The following is a 19,630-nucleotide window of genomic DNA, read 5'->3' as shown; positions in this document are numbered from 1 at the left end:
TGCTGCTATATGTTCTGCGTTGTAAATCTTCTTATATAGTACGCCAGTAACGGTACATCCGCTTTTTCCAGTGGGTGTGCCGTATCTGGCATAATCGTCAGCTGCGCCAGCGGCAAGGTTTTATAAACTTCTATCGTTTCCTGGAAGGATACCATGTTATCCCTGTCGCCTATCATCAGCATGCAGGGAGAGGCAATCTGTGCATAATCGGCCTGCTTTAGCAGCGATTGATGTCCCAGCTCTTCTATCAGTTGTGCGGTACGTAATACCACCGTTTTCCAGTCGTTCGCTGCATGCCGCTCCTGTAGCACCTGTGCGAAGGATGGCACCTTTTCTTCGATCAGTACCGGGTTTAATTGTTTCACCTCTTTGCCGGCAGTGGCCTCATTCCAGTTGTATTTGGTAGCCAGTGTAATTACCCGTCCTATCTTTTCAGGATAATGCCTGGCCAGGTACATGGCCACATAACCGCCCATGCTGTAACCAAAAATATGCACATATTCCAGTTGTTTGCTTTCCATGTATGACAATACTTCTGCTGCAAACACCTGGATACTGAAGCCTTGTTCAGAAAAAGGAGTATCTCCGTGACCACTGAAATTAAGGAGGTGCACATCATAATGAGGGGCCAAATGATCTGCCAGTGGCTGAAACTGGGTAGTTGCCCCTAAGGCGCCGTGTAAAAAAAGTATGGGGAGTTGGTTAGTTTGCATTGATTAAAACTAGGAAACATTTTTTTATTTTCCCGCAAAGGCGCAAAGTTGCAAAGGATATTAAATCATAAAAAATCCTTTGCAGCCTTTGCAACTTTGCGCCTTTGCGGGAAAATAACCAAACTATCTGGCCAGGTAAGCGCCATCAATTGGATAATAGCTACCGGTTACGAAAGAGGATTGCGGAGAACTGAGCCATAGTACCAGCTCTGCTACCTCTTCCGGCTTGCCTAACCTGCCTATAGGATGCAAGCCTACTAATGCCTGCATCTCCTGCTGGCTCAGATGTTTGGTTAATAAGGGAGTTTCTATAAATCCCGGACCTACAGCATTTATCCGGATACCTTTTGCAGCATATTCTATCGCAGCAGTTATTGTTTGGCCGCCACTGCTGTTAAGCCAGTTGCTACTGCATTTCCGCCTTTCTCATCGATATCGCTGATGACTACACTGGCGCCGTTTTTTGCATACAGTTCCGCCACACATTTACCAATGCCCGAACCAGCACCGGTAACCAGCGCTACCTTGTTTTTCAATAGTGCCATAACAATCCTTTTTGCTCTTATAAACAATACACGCCGGTGAAATGTTCCTCGTATTTTTTTATTATGTTTGCATAGATGTTGCCGATTAATTTTCTTCACTTAAGATGTCCCATCATCAAATCATGTTTTTTAAATACTAGTAATGGAATACAATACCACGCGTAATTACCTGATAATGAAGGAATATGGCAGGAATATCCAGAAAATGGTGGAATTCCTGGTAACCATAGAAGACGACGAGGAGCGTCAGCGTAATGCAATGGCTGTAATAGAGCTTATGGGTACACTGAATCCGCATTTACGTAATGTGGAAGATTTCAGGCATAAATTATGGGATCATATTTTCAATATCTCCGGTTTTGCCCTGAAGGTGGAATCTCCTTATCCTATTCCTACCATAGAAAAGTTAAGAGCCAAACCAGACAGACTGCCATATCCTAAAAAATATCCCAGGAACCGCCATTTTGGTAAAAACCTGGAAATGATCATAGACAAAGCCGTGCATGAGGATAATCCCGAAAAAAAAGAAGGATTTACCCAATGTATCGGTAATTACATGAAACTGGCTTATACCAACTGGCATAAGGAAAGTGTACACGACGATGCTATTAAAGCAGAGTTGCTGTCTATCACCGACAACCAGCTGGAATATCATCCCGGACATACTTCTCATGTTGCAAGTCCGGTTAGTTTTGGCCCAAGCGGTAACGTAGGAGGGGAGCAATTCCGTCCAAAACGTAAATTCCAACCGAATAATAAATTCAAAAGCAATAGCGGCGGCGGTGGCGGCAAGAGCAGGGATAGTAACAATAGTAACAAGCACAATAACAAATACAACAAAAACAGGAACAAGTGAGTAGTGCTTTTGAAGTAAGAGGTGGCAACCGCCTAAAGGGGGAAATTGTACCCCAGGGTGCCAAAAACGAAGCTTTACAAATCATCAGTGCAGTGATGTTAACCCCTGAAAAGGTGACCATCAACAATATTCCGGATATAGTAGATGTAAATCTGCTGATTGAGCTGTTAGGAGATGCAGGTGTAAAAATAAATCGTGTAAGTCGCGATACATGCGAGTTTCAGGCAGATAATGTAGATCTGAAATACCTGGAAAGCCCTGAATTCAAAAAGAAATCAGGTAAGCTCCGCGGATCTGTTATGACTGCCGGCCCCCTGCTGGCAAGGTTTGGAAGGGCTTTTATCCCCAAACCCGGAGGCGATAAAATTGGTCGCCGCCGACTGGATACCCACATCATCGGTTTCGAAAAGCTGGGTGCCAGATTTGTATATGATGCAGACGATAATTATTTCCGCCTGGAAGCCTCCCCCGGAGGATTGAAAGGTACTTATATGCTGTTGGATGAACCCAGCGTTACCGGTACTGCCAACATTGTGATGGCAGCAGTAATGGCGGAGGGCACCACCACCATTTACAATGCTGCCTGCGAACCTTATCTGCAGCAGCTTTGCAAAATGCTCAATCGTATGGGCGCGCGTATCAATGGTGTAGGTTCCAACCTGCTCGTCATTGAAGGCGTAAAAGAGCTGGGAGGCTGTGAGCATACCATGCTCCCGGATATGATCGAAATAGGTTCTTTTATTGGCCTTGCAGCCATGACAAAAAGCGAGATCACCATTAAAAATGCCGGTGTCGAAAACCTGGGTATCATTCCTGAAAAATTCAGGCAGTTGGGCATCCAGCTGGAGATCAGGGGCAACGATATCTACATTCCTTCCCAGGATTCTTACGAAATACAAACATTCCTCGACGGTTCTATACTTACCATTTCCGATCATCCCTGGCCAGGCTTTACACCTGACCTGCTGAGCATTGTGCTGGTAGTAGCTACACAGGCTAAAGGCAGTGTGATGATTCACCAGAAAATGTTTGAGAGCCGTTTATTTTTTGTGGATAAACTGATAGACATGGGTGCACAGATCGTTTTATGCGATCCGCACCGCGCTGTGGTGATTGGTTTGGGCCGTCAGCATTCTTTGCGTGGCATTACCATGTCGTCACCGGATATACGCGCCGGTGTATCCCTGCTTATCGCTGCACTCAGCGCAGAAGGGAAGAGCACCATTCAAAACATAGACCAGATAGACCGTGGCTACCAGTATATAGACGAAAGGTTAAGAAAACTGGGAGCAGACATCAAGAGAATATAAATATTGGTTCATACCTCATCAAAACCCAAATTCCAGGAACATTTCTACTGGTTTTTGGGTTTTGCATTTGAAGTAATCAGCTACTTTGACTTTTAATATCACAATGGAAAAGAAGATCATCATTATTACGGCGCCTTCCGGTGCCGGCAAAACCACCATCGTTAAAAAATTACTGGCAAATATGCCTTTGCTGTCTTTTTCTATTTCTGCCAGCACCCGTACTCCGCGTGCCAATGAAGTAAACGGGAAGGATTACTACTTTCTGTCTGCCGATGAATTTCATCAGAAGATAGAAGCACATGCATTTGCCGAATACGAAATGGTGTATGCCGGTAAATATTATGGCACCCTGAAGAGCGAGTTGGAGCGTATCTGGAATAATGAGCAGATCCCGATGGTAGACATAGACGTAAAAGGAGCGCTGTCTATTAAAGAAAAATACCATGAAAAAGCATTAACTATTTTTATACAGCCGCCATCACTGGAAGCCCTGCGCGTGCGTCTTAGCGAGCGTGGTACTGAAACGCAGGAATCTTTGGATGAGCGCCTGGCCAAAGCACGCTACGAACTTTCTTTTTCACATGAGTTTGATCAGATTGTGGTAAATGATGAACTGGAGAGAGCTTATGAAGAAGTAAAAAATCTGGTAACAGATTTTTTAAATATAAAATAGCTGCGTGATTGTTGGTTTTCCTAATTCGTTATTTTTGTTAGGATGGACGGATACACAATAATTATTTTAGTTTTCCTGGTACTGCTGGCAGGCTTTTTTGCAGGTATTGAAGCCGCATTTGCCAATGTTAACAAACTTAGCATTGAGCTCAAAAGGAAGCAGGGCCGGGCTACTGGCAAAATATTAGCCAGTTTTAATGAAAACCCCAGCCGTTTTCTGGCTACCAGTCTGGTGGGATTTACTATCACCATTGTGATTTACGGCATATTGGTGGCAGGTGTTTTTCAACCTATATGGGACGCAAGTACAGCAAGGTCCGAAACAGCACAGATTCAGCCACTGGTTATTTTCCTGGAGATATTACTCGCTACGCTGGTAATATTATTCCTGGGCTTTTTTGTGCCCAGGGCCATCTTCAGATCAAGGCCGGAAACATTGCTCAGCTTTTTTGCTTTGCCTATCTCCTTTGTGGCAAAACCGCTGTATATCATCGGTAATTTACTCGTATCAATATCCGAGTGGATGCTGAAATATCTTTTCAATGTAAGGATTCTTGAAACGCGCGAATCCTTTACACGGGTGGATGTAGAGCATTTTATCAGGCAATCGCAGCAACACTTTGGTGAAAACAACCAGGAGTTGAATACAGAGCTTTTTGAAAATGCTTTATCACTGGCGCACGTTAAGATTCGTGGTTGCCTGATCCCGCGGAAAGAAATTGAAGCGTTGGAAATAGAGCGCCCTATCAGTGATGTACGCAAGAAATTTATGGAAACAAAGCTTTCCAAAATTATCATCTATGAAAGCAGCATAGACAATATCCTCGGTTATATTCACCAGTTGGATATGTTTAAAAATCCACCCGACATCAAAAGTATTATTCATCCTATACTGGCGGTTCCTGAAACAATGAGTGCCATAGACCTGCTTAGCAAGTTCAATAAGGAGCGTAAAAGCATTGCATGGGTAGTAGATGAATTTGGTGGTACAGCGGGTATAGTCACCATAGAAGATGTACTGGAAGAAATTTTTGGAGAGATAAAGGATGAACATGATGAAGAAGAATTTGTTGAGAAACAAATTGCGGAGAAGGAGTATATTTTTTCCGGTAGATTGGAACTAGATTATTTGAATGAAAAATACGGATTAGATTTTCCGGAAGATGAAAGTGAAACGTTATCCGGCTACATTATTAACCATCATGAAACGATTCCAAAGATCAAGGAACGCATTATAATTGATGACTATGAGTTTGATATTCTGAATGTTACGGACACCAGGATCGAAATGGTTAAAATGAAGATGTTGGTTTAAAGAGATGGATATTTATTACCCTCTTATCAGATATTAATATGATATATTTTTTTGTGTAATATTTGAATTAACGAGGTAATAACAATTTTGCTAAAACGTTTTTTAAAAAAGTAGTAGGAATTTAACACAGATTGTATACATTTGCTTCAGATGATGTAACACAATGATTTGATTTTTGTTAAAAGGTTGTAAAAAAAGTGTTCCAACATTGATAATAAAATATTTCTTGTTATTTTTGTATTACAATATAAAACGCAACCAGGGATTCTTACTTATTCTGAGCGCTTGCCATCAATTAGGTAGGTAGTTTAACTGGAAGCTAAAGACATTCTCGAATTCAACTTTTTTGGGGTTAACAAACAATGGATGAAAGGCCGGCTCTTGATTCTTCTCGGGCTGGCTCTTTTTTTTTCTACACTTGTCCATCTTTCTCTCTTTTCATTTTCTTCTCTTATTCCAAACGTCAGCTTTTTGCGTAAATGTTTCTGCAAACAGGAATATCGCTTTGGGTATTGGTTAAAAGACAATTAAAAACAAGGCACTTTATACATTTCGCACTGTAATTTGTTGTATTCAACCGCTATATTTGTGATCCTGAATAAGAAACCGTATTCAACATCGTTCGATCGTTTAAAGTATGTTTAAGAAACTTTTCGTAAATAATGACGACAAGGCAGAGATGTCTTTTTTTGATCACCTCGAAGATCTCCGCTGGCATCTCGTCAGGTCGGCCTTCGCACTTGTTGCATTTAGTATATTTGGCTTCGTCTATACACAAGAGATCCTGGATAATGTGATTTTTGGACCTACCAATGCAACTTTTCCGTCCTATATAGCCTTATGTAAAATTAGTCATTGGGTAGGGATGGGGGATAAGCTCTGTATTACGCCTGTAAAGGTGCAATTTCAGAACACAAAGATGGTTGGGCAGATTATGCTGCAATTCAAATTGGCCTTCATAATCGGCTTCGTTTGTGCCTTTCCTTACATCTTCTGGGAATTCTGGCGTTTTGTGAAACCAGCATTGAGAGAAAAGGAACTGAAAGGTGCAAGAGGTATAATTTTCTGGGTATCTTTTCAATTCTTCCTGGGGATCGGCTTTGCTTATTTCCTCATGGCTCCTTTCACAATTAACTTCCTCGCTTCTTATACTGTTACGACCAAGGCTATCAATCAGTTTTTTATTGATGATTACTTTGATTTGCTCACGCAAATTGTATTGGGGATGGGATTGTTATTCCAGTTGCCTATCCTGGTGTTTTTCCTTACCAAATTAGGCATCCTCACCCCTGAATTCCTGAAGGCCTACAGGCGTCATGCGATCGTAGTAATCCTTGTGCTTGCTGCTATCATTACACCGCCGGATGTCATAGATCAGTTGATTGTGTTTGTTCCGCTATACTGTCTGTATGAAATCAGTATCTTTATATCCAAGAAGGCGCTGAGAGATCGTGAAAGTAAGATGGTTAAAAAGGATGTAGAAGAGTGGTCCTAATTCTCTAATAGTAAACAGTAACAGACATGGAACATCCCACATTTAATCTTACACTGCCAGTAGCTATAGGTGCTGATCATGCAGGATTTGAATATAAAGAAGAAGTTATTTCTTACCTGGAAGCAAAAGGTTTACAGGTGAAAGACTATGGAACACATTCAAAAGATTCTGTTGATTATCCGGATTATGCGCATCCTGTATCTACTGCTGTAGAAAGAGGACTGGCAGCATTTGGTATCCTGATTTGTGGTAGTGCAAACGGAGTAGCTATCACAGCAAATAAACATCAGGGCATCCGCGCAGCTATTTGCTGGGGCGAAGAGCTGGCAAGATTAGCGCGCTCTCATAACAACGCGAATGTGTTGTGCATACCAGCACGATTTGTAGATACTGCTGTAGCCAATCAAATGGTTGACGTTTTTATCAGCACGGTGTTTGAAGGTGGCCGCCACCAGGATCGTGTGCGCAAAATGGTTTGCCTTTAGCAGTGGATTACCACACAACATTTTTACAGTAACGAATACACAAAATTTTAGTAATATTAAAGAGCCGGGGAAACACCTCCCGGCTCTTTTTTTATTATCTATCTAAATCTGTCAAACAAAAAAAATCCCTATGAGAGTTTTCATTACGATTGCCTGCTCTCTTCTGATAACTACCGCCGGTGCGCAGGTGAAATTGCAGAAAAGCACGGGCGCAGTAAATAAATCAGTGGCCGCAAAATATGGTGAGACGATCACACCTGCTGCTGTAAAAAAACAACTATACATAGTGGCCGGCCCTGAAATGGAAGGCCGGGAAACTGCCACCCGCGGACAGGAAAGAGCCGCTGCATATATCATCAGTCAGTTTAAAGAAGCTGGTCTGGAACCTGGCGCCAATGGGAATTGGGAACAACATTATCCGTTATATAGTGATAGCCTGGTGAGCAGTACCATTACTGCAGGCGATAAAACATTTCAGTTTGGTGAAGATTTTATTACAGATCTCAGAAGTGGACATCAGGAAGATATTAGGGCCTCAAAAATAATATTTGCAGATTATGGTGTTGTTGCCGGCAATCGTAATGATTATGATAACCTGAATGTGAGCGGTCAGATAGTTTTAATCAGGGAAGGGGCGGCTTCCGGTGCGTCCAGGGATAAGGGTAGTATAGCGGATAAAATAAAAACAGCAAAAGCAAAGGAAGTAAAAGCGCTGCTGGTAGTAACACCTTTTGCCTCCCGCTATAAATCACTTGATCAGGATAAGCTCCGTAAAACAGGTGTTTATATGCAAAAAGATACCACGGAACATCTTAATGTTTATTATATAACACCTGCTGTAGCCGCAGGTTTGTTGGGAGCTGGCAACGGCGACAGCTTACTGTCTGCGATTGATAACGGATGGAAGGTTCCGGTTATATCCAATACAGCAGTACATATTGTATTTAATAAAGCAGGTACCACCTTGCAACCATCTAATGTATTGGGCTATCTGGAAGGTACTGATAAAAAAGAGGAAGTGGTTTTTGTTACCGCGCACTATGATCATCTTGGTAAAATCAAGGATGAGATCTATTACGGTGCAGATGATGACGGATCCGGAACCAGTGCTGTACTGGAAATAGCTGCGGCCTTTGCACGGGCTAAAAAGGCCGGTAATGGCCCTCGTCGCAGCATGGTGTTCATGACAGTATCAGGCGAAGAGAAAGGATTATTAGGCTCCACGTATTATACCACTCATCCCGTTTATCCATTAACAAATACAGTGGTAGATCTTAATATAGACATGATAGGACGTATTGATCCTGCACATGAAAAAGACACCAACTATGTGTACATCATTGGTGATAATAAACTGAGTTCAGAGCTGCGTCCAATCAATGAAAAAGCAAACGCTACTCATACCGGTTTTAAGCTGGATTATAAGTACAATGATCCCAACGACCCGGAGGGCTTCTATTACAGGTCTGATCACTACATGTTTGCACAACACAATATTCCGATTATATTTTACTTTAACGGCACCCATGCTGATTATCATCAGCCAACAGATACCGTAGAAAAGATCAATTATGATTTGCTTGCAAAAAGAGCAAGATTGGTTTTTTATACTGCCTGGGATATTGCTAACCGGGAGCGTAAGCCGGTGGTAGACAGGCACGAGAAGTAAAAACAAAATAGTAGTACGAATCACGGAATTGTTGACAAACATATTCGAAGAGCTTCGGATATGTTTGTCAGCAATTCCGTTTTTAATTTCGTATATACTTACCTGTTATACTCTTTTTTTTCTTTTGAAATGTTTGTAGAACGGCCGCCAAAAAAGGTTTTGTTTATTTTAACAAAATTTTATAAATTGTGTATAGAGTCTTAGTCTTAAATAATCAATATATATATCATTTATCGTATTTAAATAATTTGTGAATGCTAATGCTATTATTTGCAAGTTAATAGCAGTTATTTTTTTCGAGAGTCAGGCTATCCATTAAACATTTTCATTTAAGCTGTTGTTGTTCAATCGGTATTTATAGTATCAGGCGGTGAATAAGTCGGGAAAATGCTTTTACGCTGCTAGTTGGTAACCATATAAACTTACCATTATGAAAACACCTGCCACTTTCCTTTTTATGTTGAATCATTTTTATCCTACGAGGCATTTATCCTCGGGCCCTGTTGTGCGATGTTGTGAGGGAAATACATAATACGTGCATGCATAGAACTATTTAACTGTCCTGGTTGTTCAGAATGTTCCTGGTTGTTCAGAATATATAAAACGGAAATGCTTATTTATACACGATAGTATACCTACCCTGTTATAGCTACTCATTGTGAATCTATAAACTGAGAATGCATGCATAATTTTTATAACGTTTACTGGTGGATTTTTTTACTGAGAGGGATTTTTGCCCTTGTATTAGGTGTACTGGCTGTTTTCTGGCCAGGCATAACTTTCGCAACACTGATTGTTTTTTTAGGCGCGTATCTGTTTATAGCTGGTATTTTTGCCGTTGCAGGTGCAATAGCAGCCCGCAAAACAAATGAAAACTGGAGCGTCTTTCTCTTCTCAGGACTTATAGGCGTTATATTAGGTATCCTCACTTTTTACAATCCGTTTGCTACAGGCGCGGCTCTTATTTATCTTGTAGCCTTTTGGGCCATGCTGGCTGGTTTGATGGAAATCATTATTGCTATCAGACTTAGAAAAGTTATCACAGGTGAAGGTTGGTATATCATGGGCGGATTGCTCACCATTATTTTCGGTATTTTATTGGTTTCCAATCCGGTGGCGGCGGCAGTAACACTTACCTGGGTATTCGGTATCTATGCGATTATTACCGGAGTCATGCTGATATCATTGTCATGGAGGCTACGCAGGCGTTGAACTATAGCTATAAATTAAGATCATTTTACCCTGTTTTATCATTTTTAAATTACCCCATATGCAAGTCTATTTTTTAACTAAAACGTTTTTCCTATGATTACTACAACACCCTATTGAGGCACCTGTTCCGTCCGTTTATCAGGATGTTGATACCATTTCGTTTGACGGTGTTACAGGTGCCTGCAGTTGCACTGGCTGGAGGTCCGGTGACTTATTTACCATCACTACCTTTATTCAATGCCCCCAACCTATTACATGGTTGCTTGCTGTAGCCTATTATGAATAATTTAAAGTTAACCGTTATGTCATCCACCGAATTCAACAATTTGTTACTTGGAAACGCCGATTTTTTACGGCCTTATGCTGTTACATTGACCAAAGATTCCGAATCTGCCAAGGATCTTTACCAGGAAACGTTGTTCAGAGCCTTGTCTAATCGTGATAAGTACCTTGCAGGCACCAATATCCGGGCCTGGTTGTATACCATTATGCGCAACATTTTTATCAACAATTACCGTCGCGGTACCCGTCAATACCGGTTACTGGATAATGCTGTAGGAGATTATCTGTTGAGTCACCAACCTTCTGCTATCGGTAATTTTGCAGAGTCCGACCTTCGTGTTAAGGATGTGCAAATGGTGGTTTATAATTTGCCGGTCATCTTCAAACAACCCTTCCTGTTGTACTTTGAAGGATATAAGTATTATGAAATTGCGACTATCCTTAATGAACCTTTAGGAACCGTGAAAAGCCGTATTCATTTTGCCCGTAAAATGTTGAAAACACGTATTACCCGGCACTGATAAGCCTGATATAAATTAATGCAAGTAAGGCTTTTGGATAGCAGAAGCCTGCAAGCCCTCAGCATGACCATTGTTAGCTGCTGCTAAAATCTATGAATACCCGGTAGTAAGCTAAGATATCATTTGGATACTATGCTGTATTATCTGTCCTCCCCATTTGCAGATAAGCGGAGTGTATCAGCTGCATGTACGTTTGCGGGCTTCAGTTATCCTGTTTCCGAAAACCATCCCCCCCTCCATTTAAGCGACCTCATAACGCCCAATTCTTTGTTAAATAACTGTTTATTATAAAGAAAAAAATACAATTTCGGGTTTAAAACCGTTATTTAGCACAGAACTAATAACAACTTTCCGGAGGATCTACAACTTTCTGTACACCGGCCTAACAATGCTTATATGGCTAAAGTAACTTTTAACAACAAAAATGCCTTATTCTTTCCTGCCCTAAAATCGGCCGTGGAAGAGTATTTTAAATCAAACAACATTAAAAAAACGGGTAACTGGAAACTATATCTTAAAACAGCTGTTCTCATTCCTGCAGCTGTCGTATTATACTTATCTGTGTTGCTGATATCCATGCCAGCCACCTTGTCTATCACACTTTGTGCTTTATTAGGGTTTGTGCTCGCCAGTATCGGATTTAATGTGATGCATGATGCCTGTCATGGTAGCTACTCTACCAACAGCCGCGTGAATGATACACTGGGACTTACATTGAATGCACTGGGCGGTAACGCTTTTATCTGGAAACAGAAACATAACGTTATTCACCATACCTACACCAATGTGGATGGTTTGGATGATGATATCGCAAAAAGCCCGCTGATGCGTCAGTGCAGCACCCAGAAGTGGGTACCTATGCATCGTATTCAGCATGTATACGTAGTGTTGGTATATGCTATCTCTTCTTTTGCCTGGGTATTTATCATGGATTTTGTGAAATACCTGAGCCGCAAAGTTTATACTACACCGTTGCAACCAATGAAAGCGAGCGATCATATGGTATTCTGGGGCAGCAAGGTATTATACCTGCTGTTTTACATCGTTCTTCCGGTAGCACTGGTAGGATGGAAAGCATGGGGTATCGGTTTTGCAGTGATGCACCTGGTGATGGGCTTCACCCTCGCTATCGTTTTTCAGCTGGCACATGTGGTAGAAGAAACTGAATTTGAAGCAGTAGGAGAAGATTCCAGGGTGATCGAAAACGAGTGGGCTATCCACCAGATAAAAACCACCGCTAACTTTGCACCCGGACATAAATTAATTTCCTGGTTTGTAGGAGGATTAAATTATCAGGTAGAACATCACCTGTTTCCTCGTATCAGCCACGTACATTATCCTGCACTCAGTAAAATAGTGGCGGCTAAATGTGCAGAACATAATCTGCCATATCATTCTATTCCCACTATGCAGGGTGCGGTAGTATCTCATTTCCGCTTCATGAAAGCATTAGGCGCAAAACCATAAAGGTTTTCACGCAAAGACGCAAAGGAGCAAAGAAGCAAAGTCATTTTTAAAAACTTTGTGTCTTTGCTCCTTTGCGTCTTTGCGTGAAGTAACTCCTTTTTCGTACTTTTACACCCTTCGGGAATACTACATCTATCTACATATAAAATATAAACAGCAGTCGTGATGAAGGCAAATTATTTAGACGAGCTTAACGAACAACAGCGGGAAGCAGTAATACATATCAACGGCCCTTTGATGATTGTAGCAGGCGCCGGTTCAGGAAAAACCAAGGTGCTTACTACACGTATTGCGCATCTGATGCGCAATGGCGTGGATGCGTTTAATATTTTGTCGCTCACCTTTACCAACAAGGCTGCACGTGAAATGAAGGAACGTGTGGAAAAGATCCTTGGCGGCAGTGAAGCCCGTAATCTTTATATCGGTACTTTCCACTCTGTATTTGCCCGCCTGCTGCGTGCAGAAGCACACCGGCTGGGTTATCCTAACGACTTTACCATTTACGATACAGATGATGCGAAAAGTGTGCTTAAAACAATTATTAACGAGTTGAATCTCGATGATAAACACTATAAGCCCAACTTCGTATACAACCGCATCTCCGCTGCCAAAAACAGCCTGATGGGACCGGAAGAATACCAGGTGGATAACCTGGTACAACAGGAAGATATGCGCGCCAACAGGCCATTGATCGGAAAGATCTATGACATGTATGCCAAACGCACGTTTAAGAATGGCGCGATGGATTTTGATGATCTGTTATTCAAGATGTATGTGCTGTTGAAAACGTTCCCGGAAGTACTGCATAAATACCAGCATAAGTTTAAATATATCATGATCGATGAGTACCAGGATACTAACCCGGCTCAGTATGAAATCATTAAACTCCTGGGTGCTGTAAATGAAAATATTTGTGTGGTAGGAGATGATGCGCAAAGTATCTACTCTTTCCGCGGTGCTACGATAGAGAACATCCTGCAGTTTGAAAAGGATTATGATGATGTGAAAGTGGTGAAACTGGAACAAAACTATCGCAGTACAAAATCCATCCTCAATGTTGCCAATGAAGTTATTGCACACAACAAAGGACAGATAGAAAAAAATCTCTGGACAGATAATACAGAAGGTGATACCATCAAACTGGTACGCACACAAACAGATAACGAAGAAGGTAAATTTGTAGCAGATACGATTGCAGAACAGAAATTACGGAATCATTATGATAACCGCGATTTTGTAATCCTGTACCGTACCAACGCACAAAGCCGTTCTTTTGAAGAAAGCCTGCGGCGTAAAGCCATTCCATACCGCATCTATGGTGGTTTGTCTTTCTATCAGCGCAAGGAAATCAAGGATTTTGTGGCCTATCTCCGCATCACCATGAATACTCGCGATGAAGAAAGCCTGAAAAGGATTATCAACTATCCGGTGCGTGGCATTGGTAAAACCACCATTGAAAAGACCATTGTTTTTAGCAATGATCATAACATTACCATGTGGGAAGTGCTGGAAAGAGCCGGTGAGTTTGGCTTTAAAGGCGGTACCCTCGAAGCAATTGATGGTTTTGTAACCATGATCCGCAGCTTCCAGGCGTTGCTCACCAAACATAACGCATATGATGTTGCAGTAATGGTGGGTAAATCTACCAACATTGTAAAAGAACTTTTTAACGATAAAACTACGGAGGGGCTTGCCCGTTATGAAAACGTGCAGGAGTTACTGAACTCCATCAAAGAGTTTACAGAAACACCCGACGAAGAAGGAGAACTGCTGGATAAGAGCATGGGTTCCTATCTGCAACAAATTACTTTGTTAACAGATGCCGATCAGGGCAACAATGAAGATAGTGATGTGGTGAAACTTATGACTATCCACGCTGCCAAAGGACTGGAGTTTCCGGTAGTATTTACTGTAGGGCTGGAAGAAACCCTGTTTCCCAGCGGAATGTCTATCAATACCCGTGAAGAACTGGAAGAAGAAAGACGTTTGTTTTACGTAGCCATTACCCGTGCCAAAGCACGTTTGTGGTTAACGCATGCAAACAGTCGTTACCGCTTTGGTAACCTGGTGCAGAATGAGCCAAGCCGTTTCCTGGAAGAGATGCCGGAGAAATTTATAGATCGTAGTTACGCCGGCGGAGGTAGTGTGCGTAATGCTTTTGGTGGTGGCAACACTTCCGGATGGAGCAATAGCAATAATATGTTTGACCGGGTACAGAAGAAAACACCTGCCCAGCAAACACAGTCTGCTACTCCAAGACCCGCACCTAAACCTGTTTCATCTGCTGCTACTACCCATGTGCCTACCGTTGGCTTTACACCGGATGATCCGGCAGGTATGGAACCGGGTATGCAGGTAGAGCACCAGAAATTCGGTTTCGGTACCATTACTGCCATGGAAGGTGCGCCTAACAACAGGATTGCTACTATCGTATTTCCTAAAGGCGGCGGCGAAAAGAAAATTATGCTTAACTACGCCAAGCTGCGTATTATAAATAAATAGTTGTAAGACAATGACCGTTGCCATGCAAAAGCTGCGACAGTACTGTGCTTACCAGGAGCGTTGTCATCAGGAAACAAAGTATAAATGCCTGGAGCTGGGACTGCGTGGTCCTGAAGTAGAAGAAGCGCTTGCTGAGCTTATCGCAGATAATTTTCTGAATGAGGAACGTTTTGCGAAAGCCTTTGCCGGCGGCAAATTCCGTATTAAACAGTGGGGGCGGAAAAAGATCCTTATGGAGTTGAAGCAAAAACAGGTATCTGCCTACTGCATTAAAAAAGGAATGGAGGAAATTGATGCAGATGATTATGCTGTAGTACTGTTAAAGCTGGTGGAGAAAAAATACCTGTCGCTTAAAGGAGAACAGCCCATTAAACGGAAATATAAAACAGTGCAATACCTGTTGCAAAGAGGTTTCGAAACTGAGCTAATAAACGATGCGCTTGAACAAATCGCAAAGAATGAGGCTGAATGAGGCAATAATTTGAAAAGTTTCTAATCCGTCAGGTTGTAATTTTGTGATCACAATAACTGATAATGTCAGATCTGAAAGTAACACTCATACAGTCGCAATTGCACTGGGAAGATATAGCGGCCAACCTGCGCATGTTTGATGAAAAAATCAACAGCATAGGTGAAAAAACGGAAGTGGTTTTTTTACCGGAGATGTTCAGTACCGGCTTCAGCATGCAATCGGAACTCCTGGCTGAAACAATGGATGGCAGTGCTGTTCAGTGGATGAAGAAAAAATCTGCTGAGAAGAACATCATTATCACCGGTAGCCTGATCATCAAAGAAAATGGTGAATACATGAACCGTTTGATCTGGATGCTGCCTAACGGTACTTATGGTACCTATGATAAACGCCACCTGTTTGGTTATGCAGGGGAACATGAACATTACCAGCCTGGTGATAAGCGACTGATTGCACAGGTAAAGGGCTGGAAGATAAATCTGACGATCTGCTACGATCTGCGTTTCCCGGTATGGTCGCGTAATAGTATACAGGCCGATACACAGGCTCCTGCCTACGATCTGCTGGTGAATGTAGCCAACTGGCCGGAACGCCGCAGTACCGCCTGGAAAACCTTGCTACAGGCCCGTGCTATCGAAAATCAATGTTTTGCTATTGGCGTGAACCGTGTGGGTAATGATGGCAATAACATCTACCACAGCGGGGATACAAGTCTCATAGATCCAATGGGCGAAATCATCTACCGGAAATCTCATGATGAAGATATATTTACGTATACCCTTCAACGTGAGCTACTGGATGACGTGAGGAAGAAGATTCCTTTTCTTAAAGATGCTGATAAATTCACTATTTTACCTCAGGGATAAATTCTAATCACAGATATGTTTTTACAGGCAGTCCATCACATCGCTATTATTTGTTCTGACTATACCCGTAGCAAGACTTTTTATACCGATGTGCTGGGCTTGCAGGTAATACGTGAAGTATACCGCGAAGAACGTGACTCCTGGAAGCTGGATCTGGCACTCGGCAATCAGTATATCATTGAACTGTTTTCCTTCCCGGAACCACCGCCGCGTGCCAGTCGCCCGGAATCCTGCGGACTGCGCCACCTGGCCTTCGCAGTGGCTAATATAGAAGCAGCAGCACAGCAATTACTGCTTAAAGGCGTAGAAACAGAGCCGATACGCATTGACCCACATACAAATCAGCGCTTTACATTTTTTACAGACCCTGATGGTCTGCCTTTAGAGCTATACGAAACTCACCCGTAAAATTTTAATGCTATGTCTGTAACCTTTGTAAATGCCCGGATCTTTACAGGAGAAAGGATATTGGAAGACCATGCCGTTATTACAGATAATGGTAAAATAACCGGTTTGGTGCCTTCTTCGGCAATATCTCCTGATGGAAAGGAAAAAGACCTCAAAGGAGCACTGCTGGCGCCGGCATTGATTGATTTGCAGATATATGGTGGTAACGGAGCCGTGTTTTCTATGTATCCTTCTGTACAATCACTGGCCGCAACAGTGGCTTACAGCAAGGCTGGCGGCGCTGCTTACATCATGCCTACCGTAGCTACTATTTCTCCTGAAATTATGCTGCAGGCAATGCAGGCGGTAAGCACATACTGGCAGCAGGGTGGCAAAGGGGTACTGGGACTACACCTGGAAGGACCGTTTATAAATCCGGTAAAGAAAGGCGCGCACCTTACACAATATATCCGTACACCCACACAGGAAGATATTGACTGGATACTGGAGCACGGAAGAGAAGTAGTGAAGATGATCACACTCGCACCGGAATGTTGTGATACCGCGTTGGTAAAGCAATTACAGGCAGCTGGTATTGTGGTATTTGCTGGTCATAGCAATGCTTCTTATGGAGTCGCTTATGGGTCGTTTGAAAATGGAATACATCATGCCACGCATCTGTTTAATGCCATGTCGCCGCTGGAAAGCCGTGCACCGGGCCTGGTAGGGGCTATTTACGATCATCCGGATGTATGCGCCAGTGTAGTTGCTGATGGCGTACATGTTGATTTTGCATCTATCCGGATCAGCAAAAAAATAATGAAGGAGCGGTTGTTCCTGATTACGGATGCGGTGGAAGAAAATAAGGAAGGGGGATACGTTTATATCCGGGAGAAAGACCGGTTTGTAAGTGCCACCGGTGTGTTATCAGGATCTTGTCTTACTATGATACAGGCTGTTCGTAACTGTGTAGAAAAGGTAGGCATCCCGCTGGAGGAGGCATTACGTATGGCTTCACTGTATCCGGCCCGCGTAATCGGCCGTGAGCAGGCATTAGGCCGCATTGCAGTTGGCTATGAGGCCGCAATGGTAGTTATAGACACAAATTGGGAGACAACAGTATACTGTTAATAGCCCTATCTTCGCAGCATTAATAATACTGTATTTCCGCATGAGTGCAATAACTCGTTTCTTTAAAAAAGACCGGTATAGAAATCTTTTCCTGCTTGCCTGGCTGGTGCTGGGCCTTATACAGGCTTGCTATTCCGAATTATGGGATGATGAAGCTTACTACTGGGTGTATTCCCGTCACCTGGACTGGGGCTATTTTGATCATCCACCGATGATTGCGTTGCTGATAAAAATCGGCTACGGTATTTTTCATAACGAGTTGGGAGTGCGGCTCCTGGTAGTGATCATGAATACAGCCACCTTGTGGCTGACCGCTAACCTGATTGCCTCAAAAGACAATAAGCTTTTTTATCTCCTGATGGGTGCCATGGGCGCCATGCAGATAGGCGGTATGCTGGCCGTGCCGGATGCACCACTCATCTTTTTTGCTGCTGTTTATTTCTGGACCTATCGCCGGTTTATAGCAGAGCAAAACTGGAAAAATACTTTGCTGTTGGGCCTTTCCATGGCACTTATGTTTTACAGTAAATATCATGGAATTTTACTGGTGTTTTTCACAGTGCTGTCCAATGTCAACCTGCTAAAGGTTTTCAAGTTCTATATAGCTTGTATCATTACTACCGTTCTCTTTTTCCCGCATATTTACTGGCAGTATACACATGGCTTCCCATCCCTGCAATACCACCTGATAGAGCGTAATGCATCTTCTTACGATATCAGTTACACGCTGGATTACCTGGGCGGACAGTTATTATTATTTGGCCCGTTGCTGGGTTGGCTGATCCTCTATTATGCCTTCCGGTGTCCTATTCAGAATTCTTTTGAGCGGGCGCTCAAATTCTGTGTGGTAGGAGTGTTGGCGTTTTTCCTGCTCAGTACATTCAAAGGAAGAGTAGAGGCTAACTGGACAGTGATGCTCTTTGCGCCGGTGGCAATACTGGCACATCAGGCTATTGTGCGCCGCCGCTGGTCGCAGAAGTGGTTATTGTATACCCTGCCGGTTACGTTATTACTGGTGCTGGTAGTACGGGTATATATGATCTGGGATTTTATGCCGGGAGTAGAAATAAGACCTGAAATTCATCATAACAAAGAATGGACCTCGCAGGTAGCTGCCCGCGCACAAGGCCGTCCGGTGGTATTTTTGAATAGTTACCAGCGTCCGTCAAAATATATGTTTTATACCGGTCAGTTATCGTATAGCCTTAACAGTAGGTATTCACGCAGAAGCCAGTATAATTTCTGGGATACAGAAGTACAGTTATGGGGTAAACCAGTGATGGTGGTGTTTGATCCGGGGGCAGGTCTGCCGGTTACAGATAGTCTGAAAACAGTGAATGGTACCTGGGATTATGATATTCAGCCAGACTATTATTCTTATTCACTTATACAACTCAAGCCTGCTTTAAAAAAGATTAAAGCGAAACGTGGGGAGCATATTAATGTGATCCTGCAACCTTATAACGGCTACCACCAACCTATCCGGCTGGACAGGACCAATGAACCGGTACTGGGTTATTCATTTACCAACGGAGATAATGCATTGCCTCAGGTGAAGTCGACCATGACATTGGAAAGAGCTGTTTTGCGCAGACTGATTAACCTGGAAGTAGTAATGCCGGATACACCCGGTAACTATCAGCTTAAGTTTTCTGTGTTTGCGGGCGATTTGCCTCCAACCCATAATAGTCCGGTGATACCGGTGATTGTAGAAAAATAGCTTTTAGCTT

19 protein-coding genes are annotated in these 19,630 nt (G+C 42.7%); 16 read left to right on the top strand and 3 right to left on the bottom strand.

From position 1 onward, the window contains the following. Positions 1-5: 5 nt before the first annotated feature. The 3 genes from CLV51_RS01780 to CLV51_RS29560 form a co-directional block, all read right to left on the bottom strand. Positions 6-713 carry an alpha/beta fold hydrolase gene (locus CLV51_RS01780; protein ID WP_106526297.1) on the bottom strand — a complete coding sequence of 236 codons (708 nt, stop codon included), beginning with the start codon at positions 711-713 and terminating at the stop codon, positions 6-8. Between the two features lie 123 nt (positions 714-836). Next, a complete protein-coding gene (locus CLV51_RS29565) occupies positions 837-1,025 on the bottom strand; it encodes an SDR family oxidoreductase (RefSeq protein WP_245898659.1) in 189 nt (62 codons plus the stop codon). A gap of 59 nt (positions 1,026-1,084) precedes the next feature. Further along, a complete protein-coding gene (locus CLV51_RS29560) occupies positions 1,085-1,258 on the bottom strand; it encodes an SDR family NAD(P)-dependent oxidoreductase (RefSeq protein ID WP_245898596.1) in 174 nt (57 codons plus the stop codon). A gap of 142 nt (positions 1,259-1,400) precedes the next feature. Between CLV51_RS29560 and CLV51_RS01770 the strand changes: the two genes are divergently transcribed. The 16 genes from CLV51_RS01770 to CLV51_RS01695 all read left to right on the top strand — a co-directional run bounded on the left by CLV51_RS01770 (position 1,401) and on the right by CLV51_RS01695 (position 19,620). Continuing rightward, on the top strand, positions 1,401-2,114 hold the full coding sequence (locus tag CLV51_RS01770; RefSeq protein ID WP_106526296.1) for a DUF4290 domain-containing protein: 714 nt from the start codon (positions 1,401-1,403) through the stop codon (positions 2,112-2,114). Beyond that, entirely contained in the window at positions 2,111-3,424 is a 1,314-nt protein-coding gene (gene murA / locus CLV51_RS01765; protein ID WP_106526295.1) for a UDP-N-acetylglucosamine 1-carboxyvinyltransferase, read from the top strand. The genes CLV51_RS01770 and murA overlap by 4 nt, the downstream gene beginning before the upstream one ends. A gap of 85 nt (positions 3,425-3,509) precedes the next feature. Then, positions 3,510-4,097 carry a guanylate kinase gene (gene gmk / locus CLV51_RS01760; RefSeq protein ID WP_245898595.1) on the top strand — a complete coding sequence of 196 codons (588 nt, stop codon included), beginning with the start codon at positions 3,510-3,512 and terminating at the stop codon, positions 4,095-4,097. 42 nt (positions 4,098-4,139) lie between these two features. Then, on the top strand, positions 4,140-5,411 hold the full coding sequence (locus tag CLV51_RS01755) for a hemolysin family protein (RefSeq protein WP_106526293.1): 1,272 nt from the start codon (positions 4,140-4,142) through the stop codon (positions 5,409-5,411). Positions 5,412-6,048: 637 nt separating this feature from the next. Next, positions 6,049-6,906, top strand: coding sequence for a twin-arginine translocase subunit TatC (gene tatC, locus CLV51_RS01750; protein WP_106526292.1), 858 nt, complete (start codon positions 6,049-6,051; stop codon positions 6,904-6,906). Between the two features lie 26 nt (positions 6,907-6,932). Beyond that, on the top strand, positions 6,933-7,391 hold the full coding sequence (rpiB, locus tag CLV51_RS01745; protein WP_106526291.1) for a ribose 5-phosphate isomerase B: 459 nt from the start codon (positions 6,933-6,935) through the stop codon (positions 7,389-7,391). Positions 7,392-7,521: 130 nt separating this feature from the next. Further along, entirely contained in the window at positions 7,522-9,060 is a 1,539-nt protein-coding gene (locus CLV51_RS01740) for a M28 family peptidase (protein ID WP_106526290.1), read from the top strand. A 681-nt stretch (positions 9,061-9,741) separates the two neighbouring features. Next, entirely contained in the window at positions 9,742-10,272 is a 531-nt protein-coding gene (locus CLV51_RS01735; RefSeq protein ID WP_106526289.1) for an HdeD family acid-resistance protein, read from the top strand. A gap of 302 nt (positions 10,273-10,574) precedes the next feature. Beyond that, the gene (locus CLV51_RS01730; RefSeq protein ID WP_106526288.1) at positions 10,575-11,075 is read left to right on the top strand and encodes an RNA polymerase sigma factor; all 501 of its coding nucleotides are present in this window, start codon (positions 10,575-10,577) and stop codon (positions 11,073-11,075) included. 396 nt (positions 11,076-11,471) lie between these two features. Continuing rightward, on the top strand, positions 11,472-12,542 hold the full coding sequence (locus CLV51_RS01725) for a fatty acid desaturase family protein (protein WP_106526287.1): 1,071 nt from the start codon (positions 11,472-11,474) through the stop codon (positions 12,540-12,542). Between the two features lie 165 nt (positions 12,543-12,707). Beyond that, positions 12,708-15,044 (top strand): ATP-dependent helicase, encoded by a 2,337-nt coding sequence (locus CLV51_RS01720; RefSeq protein WP_106526286.1) that lies wholly within the window; start codon positions 12,708-12,710, stop codon positions 15,042-15,044. A gap of 22 nt (positions 15,045-15,066) precedes the next feature. Next, a complete protein-coding gene (locus CLV51_RS01715; protein WP_245898594.1) occupies positions 15,067-15,516 on the top strand; it encodes a regulatory protein RecX in 450 nt (149 codons plus the stop codon). A gap of 62 nt (positions 15,517-15,578) precedes the next feature. After that, positions 15,579-16,382 (top strand): amidohydrolase, encoded by an 804-nt coding sequence (locus CLV51_RS01710; RefSeq protein WP_106526284.1) that lies wholly within the window; start codon positions 15,579-15,581, stop codon positions 16,380-16,382. A gap of 15 nt (positions 16,383-16,397) precedes the next feature. Further along, positions 16,398-16,790 (top strand): SMU1112c/YaeR family gloxylase I-like metalloprotein, encoded by a 393-nt coding sequence (gene gloA2 / locus CLV51_RS01705; protein WP_106526283.1) that lies wholly within the window; start codon positions 16,398-16,400, stop codon positions 16,788-16,790. Positions 16,791-16,802: 12 nt separating this feature from the next. Next, positions 16,803-17,900 carry an N-acetylglucosamine-6-phosphate deacetylase gene (gene nagA / locus CLV51_RS01700; protein WP_106526282.1) on the top strand — a complete coding sequence of 366 codons (1,098 nt, stop codon included), beginning with the start codon at positions 16,803-16,805 and terminating at the stop codon, positions 17,898-17,900. A 40-nt stretch (positions 17,901-17,940) separates the two neighbouring features. Further along, positions 17,941-19,620, top strand: coding sequence for an ArnT family glycosyltransferase (locus tag CLV51_RS01695; RefSeq protein ID WP_106526281.1), 1,680 nt, complete (start codon positions 17,941-17,943; stop codon positions 19,618-19,620). Positions 19,621-19,630: the final 10 nt, after the last annotated feature.

It is taken from the genome of Chitinophaga niastensis (assembly GCF_003014755.1).
Lineage (GTDB): Bacteria > Bacteroidota > Bacteroidia > Chitinophagales > Chitinophagaceae > Chitinophaga > Chitinophaga niastensis.
This window is presented reverse-complemented; position numbering and strand designations above follow the sequence as displayed.

Excerpts from the sequence above, each read along its gene's own strand:
- CLV51_RS01780 (WP_106526297.1), bottom strand. The coding sequence starts at position 713 with ATGCAAACTAACCAACTCCCCATACTTTTTTTACACGGCGCCTTAGGG.
- CLV51_RS29560 (WP_245898596.1), bottom strand. The coding sequence starts at position 1,258 with ATGGCACTATTGAAAAACAAGGTAGCGCTGGTTACCGGTGCTGGTTCG.
- CLV51_RS01770 (WP_106526296.1), top strand. The coding sequence starts at position 1,401 with ATGGAATACAATACCACGCGTAATTACCTGATAATGAAGGAATATGGC.
- CLV51_RS01755 (WP_106526293.1), top strand. The coding sequence starts at position 4,140 with ATGGACGGATACACAATAATTATTTTAGTTTTCCTGGTACTGCTGGCA.
- tatC (WP_106526292.1), top strand. The coding sequence starts at position 6,049 with ATGTTTAAGAAACTTTTCGTAAATAATGACGACAAGGCAGAGATGTCT.
- rpiB (WP_106526291.1), top strand. The coding sequence starts at position 6,933 with ATGGAACATCCCACATTTAATCTTACACTGCCAGTAGCTATAGGTGCT.
- CLV51_RS01740 (WP_106526290.1), top strand. The coding sequence starts at position 7,522 with ATGAGAGTTTTCATTACGATTGCCTGCTCTCTTCTGATAACTACCGCC.
- CLV51_RS01735 (WP_106526289.1), top strand. The coding sequence starts at position 9,742 with ATGCATAATTTTTATAACGTTTACTGGTGGATTTTTTTACTGAGAGGG.
- CLV51_RS01730 (WP_106526288.1), top strand. The coding sequence starts at position 10,575 with ATGTCATCCACCGAATTCAACAATTTGTTACTTGGAAACGCCGATTTT.
- CLV51_RS01725 (WP_106526287.1), top strand. The coding sequence starts at position 11,472 with ATGGCTAAAGTAACTTTTAACAACAAAAATGCCTTATTCTTTCCTGCC.
- CLV51_RS01720 (WP_106526286.1), top strand. The coding sequence starts at position 12,708 with ATGAAGGCAAATTATTTAGACGAGCTTAACGAACAACAGCGGGAAGCA.
- CLV51_RS01715 (WP_245898594.1), top strand. The coding sequence starts at position 15,067 with ATGCAAAAGCTGCGACAGTACTGTGCTTACCAGGAGCGTTGTCATCAG.
- CLV51_RS01710 (WP_106526284.1), top strand. The coding sequence starts at position 15,579 with ATGTCAGATCTGAAAGTAACACTCATACAGTCGCAATTGCACTGGGAA.
- gloA2 (WP_106526283.1), top strand. The coding sequence starts at position 16,398 with ATGTTTTTACAGGCAGTCCATCACATCGCTATTATTTGTTCTGACTAT.
- nagA (WP_106526282.1), top strand. The coding sequence starts at position 16,803 with ATGTCTGTAACCTTTGTAAATGCCCGGATCTTTACAGGAGAAAGGATA.
- CLV51_RS01695 (WP_106526281.1), top strand. The coding sequence starts at position 17,941 with ATGAGTGCAATAACTCGTTTCTTTAAAAAAGACCGGTATAGAAATCTT.